General features: G+C 36.9%; 17 protein-coding genes and 1 other annotated feature. Of the genes, 11 read left to right on the top strand and 6 right to left on the bottom strand.

Features of this window, described 5'->3' with window-relative positions; all coding sequences use genetic code 11:
- Window positions 1-59: 59 nt before the first annotated feature.
- Window positions 60-932 (bottom strand): L-serine ammonia-lyase, iron-sulfur-dependent, subunit alpha, encoded by an 873-nt coding sequence (gene sdaAA, locus JZO76_RS01635; RefSeq protein ID WP_206902438.1) that lies wholly within the window; start codon window positions 930-932, stop codon window positions 60-62.
- Between the two features lie 13 nt (window positions 933-945).
- Window positions 946-1,611, bottom strand: coding sequence for an L-serine ammonia-lyase, iron-sulfur-dependent subunit beta (gene sdaAB / locus JZO76_RS01640; RefSeq protein ID WP_206902439.1), 666 nt, complete (start codon window positions 1,609-1,611; stop codon window positions 946-948).
- A 224-nt stretch (window positions 1,612-1,835) separates the two neighbouring features.
- Here sdaAB and JZO76_RS01645 point away from each other — a divergent pair, with 224 nt between their 5' ends.
- From JZO76_RS01645 to nagB, 11 genes are all read left to right on the top strand, one after another.
- The gene (locus JZO76_RS01645; RefSeq protein WP_206902440.1) at window positions 1,836-2,564 is read left to right on the top strand and encodes a glucosamine-6-phosphate deaminase; all 729 of its coding nucleotides are present in this window, start codon (window positions 1,836-1,838) and stop codon (window positions 2,562-2,564) included.
- A 431-nt stretch (window positions 2,565-2,995) separates the two neighbouring features.
- On the top strand, window positions 2,996-3,418 hold the full coding sequence (rplK, locus tag JZO76_RS01650) for a 50S ribosomal protein L11 (protein WP_173103535.1): 423 nt from the start codon (window positions 2,996-2,998) through the stop codon (window positions 3,416-3,418).
- 101 nt (window positions 3,419-3,519) lie between these two features.
- Entirely contained in the window at window positions 3,520-4,209 is a 690-nt protein-coding gene (rplA, locus tag JZO76_RS01655; RefSeq protein ID WP_206902441.1) for a 50S ribosomal protein L1, read from the top strand.
- Between the two features lie 54 nt (window positions 4,210-4,263).
- Window positions 4,264-4,395: a sequence feature (ribosomal protein L10 leader region), on the top strand.
- 36 nt (window positions 4,396-4,431) lie between these two features.
- Entirely contained in the window at window positions 4,432-4,935 is a 504-nt protein-coding gene (rplJ, locus tag JZO76_RS01660; RefSeq protein ID WP_206902442.1) for a 50S ribosomal protein L10, read from the top strand.
- 54 nt (window positions 4,936-4,989) lie between these two features.
- The gene (gene rplL / locus JZO76_RS01665) at window positions 4,990-5,358 is read left to right on the top strand and encodes a 50S ribosomal protein L7/L12 (protein WP_206902443.1); all 369 of its coding nucleotides are present in this window, start codon (window positions 4,990-4,992) and stop codon (window positions 5,356-5,358) included.
- Window positions 5,359-6,088: 730 nt separating this feature from the next.
- Window positions 6,089-8,872 carry a prealbumin-like fold domain-containing protein gene (locus JZO76_RS01670; protein ID WP_206902444.1) on the top strand — a complete coding sequence of 928 codons (2,784 nt, stop codon included), beginning with the start codon at window positions 6,089-6,091 and terminating at the stop codon, window positions 8,870-8,872.
- Window positions 8,873-10,339, top strand: a complete 1,467-nt coding sequence (locus tag JZO76_RS01675) for a SpaH/EbpB family LPXTG-anchored major pilin (protein ID WP_206902445.1) — start codon at window positions 8,873-8,875, stop codon at window positions 10,337-10,339.
- A gap of 15 nt (window positions 10,340-10,354) precedes the next feature.
- The gene (locus tag JZO76_RS01680; protein WP_206902446.1) at window positions 10,355-12,268 is read left to right on the top strand and encodes a SpaH/EbpB family LPXTG-anchored major pilin; all 1,914 of its coding nucleotides are present in this window, start codon (window positions 10,355-10,357) and stop codon (window positions 12,266-12,268) included.
- A 65-nt stretch (window positions 12,269-12,333) separates the two neighbouring features.
- Window positions 12,334-13,521, top strand: coding sequence for a class C sortase (locus JZO76_RS14190; RefSeq protein WP_206902447.1), 1,188 nt, complete (start codon window positions 12,334-12,336; stop codon window positions 13,519-13,521).
- A 99-nt stretch (window positions 13,522-13,620) separates the two neighbouring features.
- Window positions 13,621-13,809 (top strand): CsbD family protein, encoded by a 189-nt coding sequence (locus JZO76_RS01690; protein WP_071865579.1) that lies wholly within the window; start codon window positions 13,621-13,623, stop codon window positions 13,807-13,809.
- Window positions 13,810-14,089: 280 nt separating this feature from the next.
- A complete protein-coding gene (gene nagB / locus JZO76_RS01695; RefSeq protein WP_206902448.1) occupies window positions 14,090-14,791 on the top strand; it encodes a glucosamine-6-phosphate deaminase in 702 nt (233 codons plus the stop codon).
- 342 nt (window positions 14,792-15,133) lie between these two features.
- Here nagB and JZO76_RS01700 read toward each other — a convergent pair whose 3' ends face one another.
- The 4 genes from JZO76_RS01700 to nrdH form a co-directional block, all read right to left on the bottom strand.
- Window positions 15,134-15,937 (bottom strand): DUF92 domain-containing protein, encoded by an 804-nt coding sequence (locus JZO76_RS01700; RefSeq protein WP_206902449.1) that lies wholly within the window; start codon window positions 15,935-15,937, stop codon window positions 15,134-15,136.
- 380 nt (window positions 15,938-16,317) lie between these two features.
- Window positions 16,318-17,280, bottom strand: a complete 963-nt coding sequence (gene nrdF, locus JZO76_RS01705) for a class 1b ribonucleoside-diphosphate reductase subunit beta (protein WP_206902524.1) — start codon at window positions 17,278-17,280, stop codon at window positions 16,318-16,320.
- Between the two features lie 93 nt (window positions 17,281-17,373).
- A complete protein-coding gene (gene nrdE, locus JZO76_RS01710) occupies window positions 17,374-19,536 on the bottom strand; it encodes a class 1b ribonucleoside-diphosphate reductase subunit alpha (RefSeq protein ID WP_206902450.1) in 2,163 nt (720 codons plus the stop codon).
- 187 nt (window positions 19,537-19,723) lie between these two features.
- Entirely contained in the window at window positions 19,724-19,948 is a 225-nt protein-coding gene (gene nrdH, locus JZO76_RS01715; protein ID WP_206902451.1) for a glutaredoxin-like protein NrdH, read from the bottom strand.
- Window positions 19,949-20,065: the final 117 nt, after the last annotated feature.

Raw genomic sequence — 20,065 nt, forward strand, 5'->3', positions numbered from 1 at the left:
AAGGCGTCTGCTTTCATAATGCTTTTTTTAGTCTAACTATAAGAAGAACCGTTACTCATTTATTCTTGTTTGGCAAAAATTTCTTTTTGCAATCGTTGGGCCGTAGGGGTCATGGCTAAACCGCCTTCTGCTGTTTCTTTAAAGATAGAAGGCATTTGACGTCCGACTTGATACATTGCAACTACCACTTCATCTGGTGGGATGACACTTTCAATTCCGGCTAAGGCCATATCAGCGGAAATAAAAGCTTGAGAAGAACCTAATGCATTACGCTTCACACAAGGCACCTCGACTAAACCAGCAACTGGATCACAAATTAAACCCATCATATTTTTTAAAGTAATCGCCACTGCTTGGGCTGCTTGATGGGCACTGCCTCCGTTAGCACAAACTAAAGCCGCGGCGGCCATTGCACTAGCAGACCCGATTTCTGCCTGGCAACCACCTTCAGCTCCAGAAATCGAAGCGTTATTGGCAATCACTAAACCAAATGCGCCAGCAGTAAAAAGAAAGTCCACTTGTTCTTTGTGACTTAAATTTAAACGCTCACGTACCGCCAGTAAAACCCCAGCTACGACCCCGGCACTACCAGCAGTAGGGGTAGCGCAGATTAAGCCCATTTTGGCATTGACCTCGTTGACGGCGATGCCGTTTCTGACAGCCGTTAAAATTGTATCACCACTTAAAAAATTTCCACTGTTTAAGTAATCATCCATCTTTTTAGCATCACCGCCAGTTAAACCTGTAACAGAAGTAACTCCCGCAACACCTTCGGCAACGGAATTTTCCATAACGGTTAAGTTACGTTCCATTAATGCGATAATCTGTTCTTTTTTTCGTCCTGTGACAGCTATTTCAGTAGCAATCATTAAATCTGCAACAGAAGGATAATTTTTAGCTTGTTCTACTAAATCTGCAATTGTATAAAACATCAGATAATGCTCCTTAATCAAAATAATTAACAGTATACATGTGATCCAAAGCTTTTAACTGCTCACAAATACCTGGTTGGGGCTCATCAACTTCAATAATCATAATCGCTTTTTCACCTTTTGACTCCCGCGTGACAGTCATGGTACCGATATTTGCCCCGCGTTTTGATAAGATATTGGTAACTTTAGCAATCATGCCTGGCACATCTTGATGAACTGTAATAAAGGTTGGTGTTCCCATAGATAAAGAAATTTTAAAACCATTTAACTCGGAAATTTGAATATTGCCACCGCCAATTGATTTGCCGGTTACAGATAATGTTCGCTCACCTTTATGCAGGACCATTTTGACTGAGTTGGGATGTTCCGCCTTTTCACTTTTAGGAATGAAGTATACTTCCATGCCATTTTCGTAAGCGATTTTTAAAGAGTCTGCCAAACGGGTATCATCTGGCTCCATCCCCAACAAACCACCAACTAATGCGATGTCTGTTCCGTGACCGCGATAAGTTTTGGCAAACGATTCATATAAATAAATATCAACACTATCTGGCTGCTCGCCAAAAATACTGCGAATAACTTTCCCAATTCGAGCCGCACCGGCAGTATGAGAACTGCTAGGGCCGACCATGACAGGTCCGATAATGTCGAAAACGCTGCGATATTTCAGCTGTTCCATTGAAGGCACCTCGTTTCGTTTTATGCACTTGTAGTCTAACACAAAAATAACAGTTTTTAAGCTTGTTTTTCTTATAAAAAAGATAAGTTTTTTGAAATTTTAATTCAATTCAACTGCGCAATAATAGCAAAAAAAATCAGATACCACAATATATTTACACGAAAGCATTCTTTTACGATATAATTATTTTATAAAACGTTTTCAAAAATAGAGGAGCGATATTAATGAAACTAATTGTTGAAAAAGATTATGAAGCTATGAGCCAAGTAGCCGCCAATATTTTACTAGGTTTAATGAGTGAAAGTCGTCGTGTTAATTTGGCGATTACTGCGGGCAATACACCCAAACGACTATACGAGATCATGGTGCCTCAAGTAAAAGGGCGCCCTTATTTTGAAAATGTTCATTATTATAATTTTGACGAAATTCCAATTGTCGGTAGCCAAGGTTATGGCATTACCATGCGCAATTTAAATGACCTGTACTTTGGACCAGCTAATATCAAAAAAGAGCAGTTGCATCCATTAGATGAAACAAATTGGCAAACACAAGATGCGCGTCTAAAGGAAGCTGGTGGCTTGGATCTAATTTTAATGGGTATTGGTGCAGATGGCCATTTTTGTGGAAATATGCCTGGTTGGACAAAATTTGGCTCTGAGACATATGCTGTGGATATTTCTGATGCCGATGAAGCCAGAGAGTCATTGGCCGCAGAAGTTGATGGCAATTTAAGTAAAGTTCCCAATGAGTTTTACACGATGGGACCAAAAAGCGTAATGGCGGCAAAACACTTAGTCATGTTTGCTAACGGTAAGAAAAAAGCAGCAATCGTCAAAAAAGCATTTTTTGGTGAAGTAACAGAAGATATCCCATCTTCAATTTTACAATTACACCCGAATTTAACGCTAATTTTAGATCAAGAAGCAGCCAGCGAATTAACTAATCAGAACTAGAGGACCTTCTAGATTCTCTAGTTTACCAACTCAACTTTCAAAACCAATAAGTCAAAAGCTTTCGAAATTGGAAGCGCAATTTATCAAGCTTCTGTCTTATTGCAAGAGAGTAAAGCAGGTTTGTTAAACTTTTCTTGTTGTCTAGTTTACCAACCCAACTCTCAAAGCCAATAAGTCAAAAGCTCGCGAAATTAGAAGAGCAATTTATCAAACTTTTGTCTTATTGCAAGAGAGTAAAGCAGGTTTGTTAAACTTTTCTTGTTGCAATTTTTGCGAATTTTGCTATAATATTTCAGTGTGCGTAAACTCACGCTTATTTTGAGGCACGCATTTTTAATTGTGTTTTTACTATTTAGTAGCAGCACAAGTACGTGGGAGGAGAAATATGCATCTCCAATTAACCACATCACGGACTCAAGGAGGTATGTCTCGTGGCAAAGAAAGTTGAAAAAATCGTTAAATTGCAAATTCCTGCAGGTAAAGCAACACCAGCTCCACCAGTAGGTCCTGCGCTAGGTCAAGCGGGTATCAACATCATGGGCTTCACAAAAGAATTTAACGCCCGTACTGCTGATCAAGCAGGTTTAATCATTCCAGTTGTGATCTCTGTATATGAAGACCGTTCATTTACATTCGTCACAAAAACACCACCAGCTGCAGTATTATTGAAAAAAGCTGCCGGTGTTGAAAAAGGTTCAGGCGAACCAAACAAAACTAAAGTTGCAAAAGTTACGCGTGATCAAGTTAAAGAAATCGCTGAAACTAAAATGGCTGACCTAAACGCTGCTGATGTAGAAGCTGCTATGCGCATGGTCGAAGGTACTGCACGAAGCATGGGGATCACTGTAGAATAATTCTACACCCTGAGGAAGTAGCTTCTCAGTTTACTCGCTATTGAAAAATACGAGACACGTGGGAGGTTCTACCGTTATAACCACATCAAGGAGGAAACAAAATGGCTAAAAAGAGCAAAAAAATGCAAGAAGCATTAAAAAAAGTTGACGCAACTAAAGCTTACTCTGTTGAAGAAGCTGTTGCTTTGGCAAAAGAAACAAATATCGCAAAATTCGACGCAACGGTTGAAGTTGCATACAAATTAAATGTTGACCCTAAAAAAGCGGATCAACAAATCCGTGGTGCTGTTGTATTACCAAACGGTACTGGTAAAACACAAACTGTTTTAGTTTTTGCTAAAGGCGAAAAAGCTAAAGAAGCAGAAGCAGCAGGCGCTGACTTTGTTGGCGACGACGACATGGTTCAAAAAATCCAAGGTGGATGGTTTGACTTTGACGTAGTTGTGGCAACACCAGATATGATGGCTACTGTCGGTAAATTAGGTCGTGTTTTAGGCCCTAAAGGTTTAATGCCTAACCCTAAAACTGGTACAGTTACAATGGACGTTACAAAAGCTGTTAACGAAGTAAAAGCCGGTAAAGTTACTTACCGTGTTGACAAAGCTGGTAACGTGCACGTGCCAATCGGTAAAGTTTCATTTGAAGATGACAAATTAGTTGAAAACTTCAAAACAATTAACGATGTGTTAGTGAAAGCTAAACCATCAGCTGCAAAAGGTCAATATATCAAAAACATTTCAGTGACTACAACATTTGGTCCTGGTGTTCACGTTGACCAAGCTTCATTTTAATTAAACGTAATTAAAACATTGACTTGACTACCTTATCTATGGTAAGGTAGTCAAGGTTAATAATTAACTGTACCGAAGACAGTAGGTGGCGTATGTCTTAATTTCCTACCGAGGACGTTTATTGGAGAACATTCAATAGTCCCTCTATGTCTACGGTGACAAGGAGAGGCTTTTTTCTTTGCCTAAAATCCTTGTTCATCAAAATCAGGAGGTGAAATACAAGTGAGTGAAGCAGCAATCGCTAAAAAAGCGCAAATCGTTGACGAAGTTGCTGAAAAATTCAATGCAGCTGCATCTGTTGTAATCGCTGATTACCGTGGATTAACTGTTGAAGAAGTAACAACTTTACGTAAACAATTGCGTGAAGCAGGCGTTGAAATGAAAGTTATCAAAAACTCTATCCTTTCTCGCGCTGCAAAACAAGCCGGCTTAGAAGGTTTGGATGAAGTTTTCACAGGTCCTACTGCCGTTGCATTTAGTAACGACGACGTAGTTGCACCAGCGAAAATCATGGACGAATTTTCAAAAGACGCAAAAGCATTAGAATTAAAAGGCGGTATCATTGAAGGTAAAGTGGCTTCTTTAGAAGAAATCACAGCTTTGGCAAAATTACCAAACCGCGAAGGACTACTTTCTATGTTACTATCTGTACTACAAGCGCCAGTCCGCAACGTGGCTTACGCTGTCAACGCAGTGGCAGAAAGCAAAGATGGAGATGCAGCTTAAGCGCCGCATAATCTAAATAAAAAAAACAAAACCTAAATTGGAGGAAAATCAATCATGGCATTGAATATCGAAAACATTGTCGAAGAGCTAAAAGGCGCGACAATCTTAGAATTAAACGACTTAGTTAAAGCTATCGAAGAAGAATTTGGCGTATCTGCAGCAGCTCCTGTAGCTGTAGCTGCAGCTGGTGCTGCTGGTGCAGCAGAAGAACAAACAGAATTTACTGTTGAATTAACTTCAGCTGGCGACCAAAAAGTTAAAGTTATCAAAGCAGTTCGTGAAGCAACTGGCTTAGGCTTGAAAGAAGCTAAAGCATTAGTTGATGGCGCTCCTGCACCAATCAAAGAAGCAGTTTCTAAAGAAGAAGCTGAAGAATTGAAAGGCAAACTTGAAGAAGTTGGCGCATCTGTAACAGTAAAATAATCACTGATTATTTCAAAAGCCGGGATCCTTTAGGGTCTCGGCTTTTTTGTATGACAAAATTTGTTTGAGAATTCACAAACGAAATATTTATTTGTGAATTTATTTTGAAGATTATTTGCCATAAAAGATAGTCTATAAAGAATAGATAGTTATTAAAAAAAATGAAGAACGGGAAGTAGTATCTTTTACCTGCTTGAATGTAAAAGATAGATAGTTATTAATAGAATCTGCTAATTATTCTTAATAAGAGGGAGTAAAATTTACCTTTTTGGCAATATTAATATAAATTGCTGGAAATATAGCACAATTATGAATTATTGATATAGAAAACTATCTATTTAATCCCCCTTCATTAATGGATGTCATAATTCTTCAAAATAATACAAAAGATAGGAATTGAATACCCTCCTCGTTTTTAAGTATTATAGATAACCTTTATTTTTTTTTATAATTTTTTAACGTCAATTCTGGCGTGGTCTATTTCTAAATTAGAATTAGTAAAATAACTGATAATTTTGTACTTTTTCAAAAAACAATTGTTTTGTCACAGATTAAAAAAAAAAACTTTTTTTGTGAGTTTGTTAATATGTGCTCTCCTCCATAGAATGGGATTATCCTACTAGTTAAAGGAGTGGAGACAATGAAAAAAAAGGGTTGGAAAAGGCAGTGGTTTGTTCTTTTGGGATTAGTAATTGTACTATTACCCTTTGCTCAATCTTTCATTAATGGCATGACAGCAATTGCGTTAACGGAAGGCAAAGAAAAAAACGAACAACAATTATTTGATAACGAATACGGTAAGGCTTCAATTCAACATCAAATTAAGGAAAATCATGTTGATTGGCAAATCAATATACATAAAAATGACAACAAAGGGCCAACACGCTTGACCTATTCGCTACAAGATGTAAAAGATAAAGCTGTTATCTTGCCAACAACGGTCAAAGATGATCAGTCATCAGAAAATTTATTTGAGGTAAAAACAGATAAAAGTATTGCAGACTACGGTCAAGTAGTGGAAAAAGAAGTATCCACTGCTATTAAAAACGATCAAATTAAATTTACGACACCGGTGGTAAGTGAAGTCAATTTAAAAGTTAGTTTGAATACAAAAACAAACGATAAGGCTGAAGAAGTAGGATTCTCAAAAGAATATCCGATTACGCTTGTGAAAGCTAACGTAACAGAATCGACAACAATACAAAGTAGCTTGGGTTCAAGCACTGTTGAATCGACTGCGGCTTCTTCTAGTGAGGCTACAAAAGAATCAACAAGTGGTGATGTAACAAATTTAGGCGATGCCGACGAAGCAACGGTTGATTCTGCTAAAAAAGAAGCTGAAAAGAAATATGAAGAAACAGGCAGACCACAGACAATTACTAGAAGTGCGGCAGTAGCCGAGTCAGGAAGCGTAACACCTGGAGGAGAAATTCCTAAAGCGAATGAGTTGGTTATCAGTAATGATATCGATAATTCTCTTGATCAAATTAGTGTTGAAGTAACAGGCATAGGTGTTGACGATTATACCCTAAATTCCAAGAAAGGTACAAAAGCAAATTACGCTAACATAAATGACTATACAGAAAAAGTCTTTACAGATTATGGGACCGTGAATGGAGCAAAGTCAATTATTTTTAAAAATAATGAGGCTGCAGAAAAAGCTAAAATCACAATTAACTATCCAAACGTGGGTACTTATAACAAGAAATCAATTGGTGCAAGGTTAACGATAACTAACATTATTTCTGCGGATACACATAGTTGGACAGGTGTCTCCCAGCCAGTTATCGATGTTGCGACATCACTATATTCAGGTATGGTCTATGACGATATTAAGGGAATGGATATTTCTTTCCAATTCACTGCTACTGAAGACTCAAGTCCTATAGAGATGAATAAGAACAATACATTTATCACATTTGCTTCTTTGAATAGCAATGATGGACAAGGTCCAGAGTTTGTCTTTCCTCATTATGATACACACTTCTATTTAACTAGTGATACTTCGGTAAAACAAGGAATAGTTCCCAATGGCTCCAGAAGTTCCTATCCATATGGACAACAAGAAGCATTTTATGGGTATAAAGGGTTTGATGATAATTTGGCTGCACCGGGATACGTGAATGGTGCTGTAAGTTTCAATGCTGCAAATGGAGGTACTTACACAATTGGATCGTTAGCCAGTCGTTCTTGGACCTCATTTATGAGCAGCGTACTGGTTCCAATTGATCCAGGGGCGCCAACTAAGACTGTTACGCAGTCTACAGATTGGGATAGTCGAGATAAAAATGAATTGAATAAGCAATTTTTAAATAGCTATTTAACTGGTTCAGATAAAAAACATTCGTATTTTATTAATCAACCGTTGTATAGTTCAGATGAGTCGATTGGTCGTCCAGATGCCATCCAACTAATTGATAACTTACCCGAATACGTTATACCAGAGAGTCTCTATCTATTACAAAAAGATAAAACCATTAATCTATCGAGCTTATTGCCAAAAAAAGAACCAAACAAGACGAAATACGAGATCAATGCTAGTGTTACTGGTGAAGATTTGAAACAAATTGATTTCGATGGTAGTGGGTTAAGTTTTAGAGTAGATGTTAAGGTGAATCCTGCTTTTGAGGCGGCCGATAAATTAAAGAAACAAATTGATATGGTAAATACGGCAACTGTTAATTTTAACTTGAATGGTGTTCCATTATTCAGCCATGATACTAATGATGTAACCACTTATGTTCGACCGAAAGATATCGATATTCCTGTAGAAAAGCGATGGACCGAAGACAAAAACTACACAAAATTACGCAAAAAAGTTACATTGCAATTACAAAAAACAATCGATAATGGTTCGACTTGGGAAAACGTGGAAGGCAAAAAATTTGAAATTCAGCCGACTGATACAGGAGAAGCGTTAAAAACAACATTTACTTCGCTGGCATCTTTAGAACAAAACCATCCAGTTGATTATCGTGTTATAGAAGTTTTCGAAAATGGACAAACATCAGTTCCAGGTTATAAGGAACCAATTTATAGCAAAGAAAATGGTACGTTCCTTGTAACGAACGAGTTGTTAAAAATAGATTTGAATTTTACTAAAATTGCTGATAATGGCGAACCATTATCTGACGTCACTTTTAAACTTATGAAAAATGATGGTAGTGATAAAAAAACTGTTACAACTGGTCCAGATGGTAAGGTGAGTTTTGAAGGATTAACATTAGGCAAGTATCAGCTGGAAGAGACTCAGACTGCTGATGGCTATGAATTAGGAAAAAATGGAATAACTCAATGGGATTTTGAGGTGACTTCTCAAGAAAATCAGCTTTCTATTAGTTGGGAAAAGGAGTCCCCAATAGATAAAAATGGAAATTTTGTAAATAAGCTTAAAGTCCCACTCCCAGCAACGGGTGGCATGGGTGTATGGCTAATTTACGGCACCGGGGCTTTGGCTATCATTGTGGCTGGCGGTTATTACTTCTTACGCAATAAAAGTAAGGGGGAAGCTTAAATGAAAAAAATCATAGTTACCCTTACTAGTATTATTTTATGCTTACCACTCTTGATGGGGATGACTCCTGCCGATCAAAATAAGGCGACTCAAATTCAAGTTGTGTTACACAAGATTGCATTTCCAGAAGGAGAGCTACCACAGAATACGCCTAATACAGGGAAAATTGACGATCAACATGCAGAATTATTAAAGGAATATCATGGACTAAATAATGTAACCTTTGATGTTTTTGATGTTTCCCGCAAGTTCTATGATTTACGCCAACAAGGTTTGACAACAGAGCAAGCGCAAGATCAACTTGCAAAACTTGGTCCGAATAAAGAACGGGTTGCTACAGGTGTAACACAAAATGTTGGCGGGGAAGATGGAACATTAGCTTTTTCACTATCGTCTACTTCTACACAAGCTGATGGTAAAGATGCAGTTTATCTATTTCACGAGGCGAAAGCGCCTGATTATATTAAGGAAAAGTCCAAAGATCTAGTGGTGGTATTGCCAATTTATGACGGTGATAAAGTCATGAGTAAAATTCATTTGTATCCAAAAAATGAGCGGAAAACGACAATTCCACCTCGATTCACAAAAGTCGTGACAGACGGCAAGGCAAATTATAATTTTGGCGATAAAATTCCTTTTACTGTTACTACGACAGTTCCGGCAGATTTAACAGATTACAAGTTTTATAAAGTCACCGACCAAGCAGATGAAGTGTTACATTTTAATCCGGAATCCTTATCTGTAACAATTGATGGGAAAGATATTTCTGCCCTCTTTGAAAAAATAATTCGGCAACATGGTTTTGAGCTCAACTTTAATGATATGAAGAAATTGGAACCCTATGAAGGCAAGACGATTGTGGTCACGTATACAGATACGTTAATGAGCCATGACAAAGTCGATGCCAAAATTGTGAATACAGCTTCTCTGGATACAGATTTTGACAAGATTGTGAAAGAAGTCGATGTAAAAACTGGCGGAAAACGTTTTGTGAAAGTCGATGCACGCGATACTAATAAAAAATTGGCGGACGCAAAATTTGTGATACTAAACGAAAAAGGCGACTACTTGAGCCAAGAGAAGACAGGGTTCGCTTGGACAAATAAAGTGACTAATCAAAATGTACTGAAATTAATTTCAGATAAAAACGGCCAATTTGAAATTCGCGGACTCGCTTACGGCACTTATCAATTAGAGGAAATAAAAGCACCAATTGGTTATGTGCTAAGCAAAGAAAAAATTTCCTTCAAAGTAAGTGAGACAAGCTACGATCAAAAAGCCGGCGTGCTTAAGGTTGTTAATACTCAAGAACGCAGAAAAATTCCAAAAACGAAAAAACCACATACCGGCATTTTTCCAAAAACAAACGATACCTTCAATAGCAAGTTAATTTGGTTAGGTGCATTCCTGGTTCTTATGGTAGTGATTGGGTTTATTCACAATAAAAAGGATAAAAAAGAAGAATAAAAAGGGGTAAAGAAGATGAAAATCAAAACAAAACTATTTGGTGCATTGGCTACATTAGCACTAGTATTACCGTTGGGATTAGGAATGGGCAAAACAGTACAGGCTGCTGATGATGATGTGTCTAACAATGATAATGTAAATTTACACGTTTATAAAGTTGAAGATAATGGAAGAACCATTACGAATAATGGTGACCAAATCAGCAATAGTGATGAATTGAAACCTATTTCTGGTGTTACATTTACTCTTTACGATGTAACGAGTATTGAATCAGAGGATTTGGAAATATTATTAAAGGATAAAAATAGTACTGAGTATAAATCTAAATTTGAAGATTTGAAGATTAGTGAAGTTAACTCGGGAGTGACAAATTCAGATGGTTTAGTTGATTTTAAGGGTATTGCTAAGAGAGGTACTATACAAAATTCAGAATCTGAAACTAAAAATGTTTATAAAAAGTATTTATTAGTTGAAACAGCTAAGCCCGAATATGTAACAGAAACTGCTCAAAATTTATTGATTCAATTTCCCGTATATCAAATAAAGGATGGTAAATTTACTAACGAAGAACTAAACGACATTTATCTATATTTTAAAAATAAGGTTTTCGGTGAATCACCTTCCTTTAAAAAAGTTTCGGTAACGGGAAATGAAACTAAAGGTGACGGCATTGAAGGTGCGCAGTTTATTTTATGGCGTGAAGTTAATGGTGGTAAAGAATATTTGAAACCATTAAATGACGGAGAAACAACGGGGAATATTTCTTGGAGTACAGACGAAAAAGATGCATATAAAATTACTTCAGGGAAAGATGGAAGTGTCTCAGTTGCCAGTGAAAATGACAATTACAAACTACCAGTAGGAACATATTATTTTAAAGAAGTAGCAACTCCAGATGACAAAAAATATGTATTGCCAAAAGAAGATAAGTTGGTTACTGCTACTATAAGTGATACAGGTATAACATATGAAGTTGCGCAAGGCTATAGAGGAGATGGAAATTCAGATAATACCCCAATAGTTACAAACGCACTACCATCTTTTAAAAAAACATTAAATAATGAAAAGCCTTCATACGATTATGGGAAAACTTTTAGCTATAAGATCACAAACGAAATCCCTAAAACTATTGGAACAGATTATGAAAAATATATAATTTCTGATAAGGCGGATACAGGGTTAATTCTTGACAAAGGTTCACTAAAAGTCGGGGATGATTTAGAAGAAAATAAAGACTACATCTTAAAAAATGATACTGACAACAGTTTTTCTATCGATTTTGATATTAACCCACTGGAAAAGGGTCTTCAACTTTCCGATAAAGTAAAAAATCTATCAGGAAAAACATTGACTATAACGTATGACATGAGTATTAAGAGTGGTGTAGTACCGGATAAACAACTTGGCAATGAAGCTACATTGGACTTTGGACATGAACCTAAAACAAGTGAAGCGACAAAAGTTACAACGTACGGGAAAAAATTTATAAAAATAGATGGGGATTCCAAAGAAGGATTAAAAGGATTAAAAGAGGCAGAATTTAAAATTAAAAATATATCTAATAAATATCTTGTGGAAAATAAGGGTAAATACGATTGGAAAAATAAGGCAGATGCAGATGCAGATGGTGTTGTGGTACTAACTTCTGGTGATGATGGTTCTTTTGAGATTACAGGATTAGCTGAAGGAACGTATTATCTTGAAGAAACAAAAGCTCCTGACGGATATGTTAAATTACTAAATCCTGTAGAGTTTAAGGTTGGAAAAGATGCTTATACTCAGGTTGTAGATACTGTACCAAACAAACAAAAAGGTACTCTTCCTTCCACTGGTGGTAAAGGGATCTATGCTTTCATCGCAATTGGTACGATTGCGGTAGTAGGTGCGGTAGTCTACTTTACACGCGGACGCAAACAAACTGAAGCGTAAACGAACTGAACTGGGACAGAAGCCGCGTATGGCTTCTGTCCTGATTTTGCTATAAGGAGCGTCTCATGAAAAAAGCAGCGAAGAAGAAAACAACGAAAAAAAGAACGATTTTGGATATTTTGATGGTTTTGTTGCTGATTTTTGGTATTGGGGCGTTGTCTTATCCATTTATCAGTGACACGCTGAATACTTTTTTAGATCAGCAAATCATCAATTATTATCAAGCCAAAGCAAATGCCGAAAATGAAGAGGCGATGCAGGCGGCACAAGCCAAGATGGAACAGAAAAACAAAGAATTAGCGGAAAAAGGTAGCAATCCGGGGGCTGATCCCTGGTCTGATGCGACAAAGAAGAAAAAAGTGCCGAAAAATCCACCGAAAGACTATTATCAAACCCATACGATTGGCGTTATCAATATCCCTAAAATCAAAGTGAAGCTGCCAATTTTTGACACCACCAATGATTTATTTTTAGCAAAGGGAACTTCGCTATTGGAAGGGACTTCTTATCCAACGGGCGGCAAAAGTACCCATGCTGTCATTTCGGGACATCGGGGGTTACCAGAAGCGAAGTTATTCACGGATTTACCAGAGCTAAAAAAAGGGGATCAATTCTACATTGAGATTAATAAAAAGATTCATGCTTATGAAGTGGATCAAATAAAAGTAGTAGAACCGACGAACACCGATTACTTGCAGATTGAAAAGGGCAAGGACTATGTCACGCTGTTAACCTGTACGCCTTATATGATCAACAGTCACCGACTGTTAGTGCGGGGACATCGCATTGCCTATGTACCTAAAATGGCAGCCGAGCTGAAAAAAGCCGACCACTATCAATTGTTGCGAATTATTAGAATTGTGGTCGGGGGAGTATTACTTATCGCACTTTTAGTCGCCGCAGTTATTAAGCATGCCAAAACATTAGCCATTGCCAAAAAGCGCTATTTGTTGGAATTCAACATATTGCAGAATCAAAAACCTTTAACCGGGGTGACTTTTGCGGTTTATGATCGTAAAGGAAAGCATCAAATCAATCGTGATGGCAAACCGCTAAAAGCAACAAGTGATGAAGCAGGAATCATTCAAATTGAAGCGATGAAAGGTGGAAAATACGTTCTGAAATCGACTACGGGCAATTTGAAAATTCAAATTAAAAAAGTGACAGATGAGCGATTTACCCTGGTTACCAAAAAGAGTCCTTGGCAAAAGACAAATAATTATACTGTTGAAAATAATCCAAATTTAAAATAATTTAATTTATAATCTGACACATTTGAAGCTCTTTCATTGGGCAGTTGACCATATTTTTGCTACACTTGAAGAGTAGTAAAGAATAAGGAGGCTATATCAATGGATAAAGATCAAGTTAAAGGTAAAGTAAATGAAACAGCAGGTAAGGCAACAGGTGATGATTCAAAAGAATTAAAAGGTAAGCTACAACAAGAAGCTGGCAAAATCAAAGAAAAAGCTGAAGATTTAAAAGATGATGTAGCTGGTGAAATCAACAAATTATTTGATAAAAAAGATAAAGAAAAATAAATTTTTGACTTACAGGCTGCATGCAGTCTGTAAGTTTTTTTACATTTTACCTCGGATTGTTAAGAAAAACTCTGCTACTTTTAAAATTTGTAAGCATAATTTTATAGCTAACACATATTTTTGTACGCATACTCGCAATATTTAAGAGAAAATTTTATCTAGTCACACGTTTATGAATTTCTTAAAAAAAGTGGAATTTGGTCTAGACTTTTGTTGCCTACATAAAAAAATGGTGCTATAATTGGGCTATACCAAACAAGCGTAGAAAGAGGTTATCAAAATGGAAATTATCCGCGTAAAAGATGCCGCTGCTGGCGGAAAAAAAGCCTTTGAAATTATTCAACAAGCCATGAAAGATGGTATCCATACATTAGGTTTAGCAACTGGAAGTACACCGATTACTTTGTATCAAGAAATGATGGCAAGTGATTTAGATTTTTCAGAAATGACTTCTGTTAATTTAGATGAGTATGTTGGTTTAGGTGGAGAAGATAAGCAAAGTTACCGCTACTTCATGAATGAAAATTTATTTAATCAAAAACCATTCAAAGAAACGTTTGTTCCAAATGGTAAAGCAGAAGACTTAATTGCTGAATGCAAACGTTATGATGATGTAATTGCAACGCATCCAATTGATATCCAAATTTTAGGTATTGGTCGCAACGGTCATATCGGTTTTAACGAGCCAGGGACACCACTAGATAGTAAAACATCAGTGGTTGATTTAACGGAGTCAACAATTGAAGCAAACAAACGTTTCTTCGATAAAATTGAAGATGTACCAACAAAAGCTGTCTCAATGGGAATTGGTTCTATTTTACAAGGTAAAAAAATGGTCTTAATGGCTTATGGTGAAGACAAAGCAGATGCGATTGCCGGCATGGTAAATGGTCCGGTTACAACAGATCTTCCTGCTTCTGCACTACAAAATCACGCAGATGTGGTCGTAATCGTCGATGATGCAGCTGCCAGCAAATTATAATAAAAGCTAATTAAATAAAAGCACTTCATTAACTGTAAGGTACGTCATTGTGACGAATGCTTACTTAATGAAGTGCTTTTTTGTTAAAAGAATTATAAATTTTATGACTTATAAATGTTCGAGATGGAGCTTTGTGCACCAGCTCTTTGCGACACTAAGTCAAAATCTTGAAAAATTTGAAGGACAATTTATCAAGATTCCATCTTAGTGCTTGAGAGCTAAGACGGTGCTCGCAGCTTTTCTAGTGATGTAGCTTTGTGCACCAGCTCTTTGCACACTAAGTCAAAATCTTGAGAAATTTGAAGGGCAATTTAGCATAATTTCATTTTCCTGCTATTCTTATTAAATAAACATGGTTATAACTAAGACTGTAAAACCGGTAAGCAAATTAACAATATCGTTATCAATAAATTTTAGTCCATGGACAAGCTGGCAGGGTTTATTGTGATGATATTCCTGCTCAGTTATTTGATGGCAAACAACGCAACGGTATTTACTTTGTAAAGCTGAACCCAAAAGACTATCGACAAACATTCCCAATACACCAAGTAAAAATGGCTGCCAAAAAGTAGCAGGCTGGAAGCTGATTGGGGTAAATAGAAAAATGCCGCCAGCGTAAGTTGCCGCAATTAAAAAACTGCCACCAATTGCCGCAAAAGTTCCCAGCAAACTCACACCGCCTGATAAACCAGTGGCAACTTTTTTTAACGTTAGAATATTGTAAGGATCCCCTTTAGCTAACATGCCAATTTCAGAAGCCCAAGTGTCTGCAGAACTGACTGCGATCAGAGCTGTCATAATTTCTGACCAGTTAAAAGTCGCGGGAAAAAATTGTGCTAATAAGCCAGCAACAAGAACGGGCAGGCTATTAGCCAAAAGCTGTTTAGCATCTCGCTTGGCTCCTTTTTTGCCAATTGTATCGAATTGGTTACTAGCAACTTTTTTAATCGCATGGATGAAAATCGCACTGCCAAAGAATAGCCCTAGTAAAAGCCAAACAAATGGAGGCGTTAGCGCAGCTAAAAAAGTACCTAAAAAAATAAAAGCAAGATAACCTGAGAAAGTTAGATAATGGGCGATAAAAAGTACAAAACCAAGGAGCGCTGTGAAAATTAAGCCACCACAGGCTAAATACACTGTAATCATTTGACACCTCTTTTGTTAACGGAATTTACACCCTTTTAGTGTAACATAAGAGAAGTTAAAGGAATGGTTCAGCCCAGAGATAGAAGATCAAAATCCTGATACATAGCAGTTCCTTTTTTTAAAATTTTGGCTTATTGTCGCAGCGAGTTAGTTCAAAAAGCTAGACAGGGCTAAGCCGTTAGATCAATCTTTTTCTGGTGGACAACTTATACTTCCTATAATAGACGAAAAAGGACCGCCAAATTATTTTCATTACATAATTGCCGTGAAATTCTAGCAATTGTAATAATCATAATTGTAGCGGTGCTTTTTTGAACTAATTTGTTATGACACTAGTAGTAGTCAAAAGAAAAGGAAATTTGCGAAGTCTTTTTTTTTACTTAAAGTCCAAAGTTATAGTCGTCATCTTCCATTGCTTCAACTTGACCTAATAAATAACCATTGCCGACTTGGGAGAAGAAGTCGTGATTGCTTGTCCCAGTTGAAATTCCGTTCATAACAATCGGGTTAACATCATCGGCAGTATCTGGGAAAAGCGGATCTTGTCCTAAATTCATCAATGCTTTATTGGCGTTGTAACGTAAGAAGGTTTTTACTTCTTCAGTCCAGCCGATTTCATCATATAATTCTTCGGTATAACGTTCTTCATTTTCATACAATTCATATAATAAATCATACATCCAATTTTTTAAGTTTTCTTGTTTGGTTTCATCCAGTTCGTTAAAACCTAATTGAAATTTATAGCCAATATACGTTCCGTGAACAGATTCATCGCGGATAATCAATTTAATAATTTCAGCGACATTGGCCAATTTATTATTACCTAGATAATACAAAGGTGTATAAAAACCAGAGTAAAACAAGAATGTCTCCAAAAAGACACTGGCGATTTTCTTTTCCAAAGGTGTGCCGTTTTTATAAATTTCATTGATTCGTTCGGCCTTTTTTTGTAAATATGGATTCGTGTTGGTCCATTCAAATATTTCGTCAATTTCTGATTTTGTATTTAAGGTTGAAAAAATCGATGAGTAACTTTTGGCATGGACGGATTCCATAAATTGAATATTATTCAATACCGCTTCTTCATGGGGGGTACGGACATCTTTTCGTAATTGATCCATTCCGCTTTCAGATTGGACGGTATCTAATAAGGTCAACCCGCCAAAAACGTGGCCTACTGTTTGCTTTTCAAGTTCTGATAAGGTCCGCCAGTCATCCAAGTCGTTTGATAGCGGAATTCTGGTATCTAACCAAAATTGTTCGGTTAGTTTTTCCCAAGTGGATTTATCGATAATATCTTCAATTTCGTTCCAGTTAATGGCTTCATAATAAGTTGCCATGATCTGCCTCCTAATCGTAATTGTTTTAACAGCTTGCTCGCAAAAAATGCAAGCTGTTAAGACAAGCCCTTTATTTTTTTCACTTTTAATTAAGGGTTAAATGACACAACTTTCACATTGGTTGCTGCCGATTTCTTCTGCATCGTCGGTAAAGGTACGGACGTAATAAATCGATTTAATGCCTTTATGAAAAGCGTAGTGACGCAAAATATTCAAGTCACGGGTCGTTTGTTTGGTGGTTGCCGTTTTCCATTCATAAAGGCCCTTGGGAATGTCAGAACGCATAAACAGCGTTAAGCTCATACCTTGATCAATGTGTTGTTGGGCTGCGGCATAAACGTCGATAACTTTGCGCATATCCATATCATAAGCTGATGTGTAATAAGGTAGTGTCTCATTTGAGAGATAAGGCGCTGGATAGTAAATTTTACCAATTTTCTTTTCTTGACGTTCTTCAATCATCCGAGTAATAGGATGTAAGCTGGCACTTGTGTCATTAATATAGGAAATAGAACCATTTGGCGCCACTGCTAAGCGGTTTTGATGATACAAGCCATCTTTTTGAATGGCTGCTTTTAATTTGGCCCAATCTTCACCTGTCGGAATGAAAATGCCGTCAAATAATTCTTTCACCTTAGCAGATTGGGGGATATGATTTTCAGCAATATATTTATCAAAATAGCTGCCATCAGCATAGGCTGATTTTTCAAAGTTGTAAAAAGATTGCTGGCGTTCTTTAGCAATTTTATTACTTTCGACTAAGGTCCAGTAATTTAACAACATAAAATAGATATCAGTAAATTCAACGGATTCCTTTGAACCGTAAACCAATTGATTTTTAGCAAAGAAAGTGTGCAAGCCCATGCCGCCTAGTCCAATTGTATGAGCTTGGTCATTTCCATGGGCAATGGAAGGGACTACATCGATATGAGAATTATCGGTTACAAAGGTTAGTGCGCGTGTCATAGCTCGGACTGATTTACCAAAATCAGGGCTAGCCATTAAGTTAACAATATTGGTTGAACCTAAATTACAAGAGATGTCCGTACCTAAGACTTCATATTCTTGACGTCCATTTAAAACAGATGGAGTTTGGACTTGCAGTACTTCTGAACACAAATTGCTCATGATAATTTTGCCATCAATCGGATTTTCACGATTAGCTGTATCGATATTGACAATATAAGGATAGCCAGATTCTTGTTGTAATTTAGAAATTTCATTTTCCAATTCCCGCGCTTTGATTTTTTGCTTACGGATATTCGGATTTTTAACCAAGTTGTCGTATTCTGCAGTGATATCGATATAAGAGAAGGGAACGCCGTATTCTTTTTCGACACTGTAAGGGCTAAATAAATACATATCTTCGTTGTTACGGGTTAACTCGTAAAATTTATCGGGAACTAATACACCTAGGGATAAAGTTTTCACACGGATTTTTTCATCGGCGTTTTCTTTTTTTGCCGATAAGAAAGCCATAATATCCGGATGGAAGACATTTAAGTAAACTACCCCTGCACCTTGTCGTTGCCCCAATTGGTTCGAGTAGCTAAAGGAATCTTCAAATAATTTCATAACCGGCATCACACCACTTGCAGCACCCTCATAGCCTTTAATTGGCGCTCCGGCTTCCCGCAAGTTGGATAATGTAATCCCGACTCCTCCGCCAATTCGAGAAAGTTGCAATGCAGAATTTAAGCCGCGGCCGATTGAATTCATATCATCGGTAATTTGAATTAGAAAACAAGACACTAATTCTCCTCGGCGTTTGCGTCCTGCGTTCAAAAAAGAAGGCGTTGCGGGTTGATAACGTTGATGAATCATTTCATCGGCTAAAGTTAACGCCAACTCTTCATCGCCAGCAGCAAAATACAAGGCGTTAATTGCGACGCGATCCTCGTAATTTTCTAAATAAAAAGCACCATCATTGGTTTTTAAGGCATATTGCGAATAAAATTTATAGGCTGCCATAAACGATTTGAAGGTGAAGTTTTGGGCTAATAAAAAGTCGTATAATTTTGTAATAAATGCAGCAGAATAATGTGTTAGAAACTCTGCTTCCAAATAATCTTGCGCTACAAGATATTCCAGTTTTTCATTAAATGTAGCGAATTGCTTGGTATTTGGTAACACATTTTCCTTGAAAAAAGCTTGCAGAGCTTCTTGATCTTTGTTTAATGGAATTTGACCATTAACAGGGCGATTGATTTCGTTATTTAGTTTGTAGTAACTAACATCTTTTAACTCTTTTAAACTCATGGAAGGACCAACTTTCTTTTTTTTTAGGCTCTAAAAAATAAAAAAATGCGAAAAAAAGGAGGCGTCCCCGTAAATTGCAAAATATGCTTGTATAACTGGTAAAAATAATTTTCCACTATTTGTAAAATAAAATCTGCCAGTTAGACTGCTGCTATTTTGTCTAGGATACAACCTCGGTTAAATGCGTTTAAGAAGCAAGACTACGTAATTGGTCCGGTCTAAAACCGATGATTGTTGTTTCACCAGCAGTTGTTACCGGCACACTCTTGAAACCTTGTTCTTTTAGAAAGTTCAATGCATTTGGCTCTTCATCTATGTTAACTTCTTTAAAACTGACATGATTCTCAGTTAAAAAGCGTTTTGTCATTTTACATTGCATGCAGTTGTTTTTTGAAAATAATGTAATCGTCATGATAATGCCCCCTTAATTCTTTATATTCTCAGTATAGAGAAGTAAAACTAAAAGTCAAACGAAAAACACTAGATATTGTGTTTTGTAATAATAAACACACTATACATTGTGGTTTTG

The organism is Candidatus Enterococcus myersii, from assembly GCF_017316025.1.
Taxonomy (GTDB): Bacteria; Bacillota; Bacilli; order Lactobacillales; family Enterococcaceae; genus Enterococcus_C; species Enterococcus_C montenegrensis.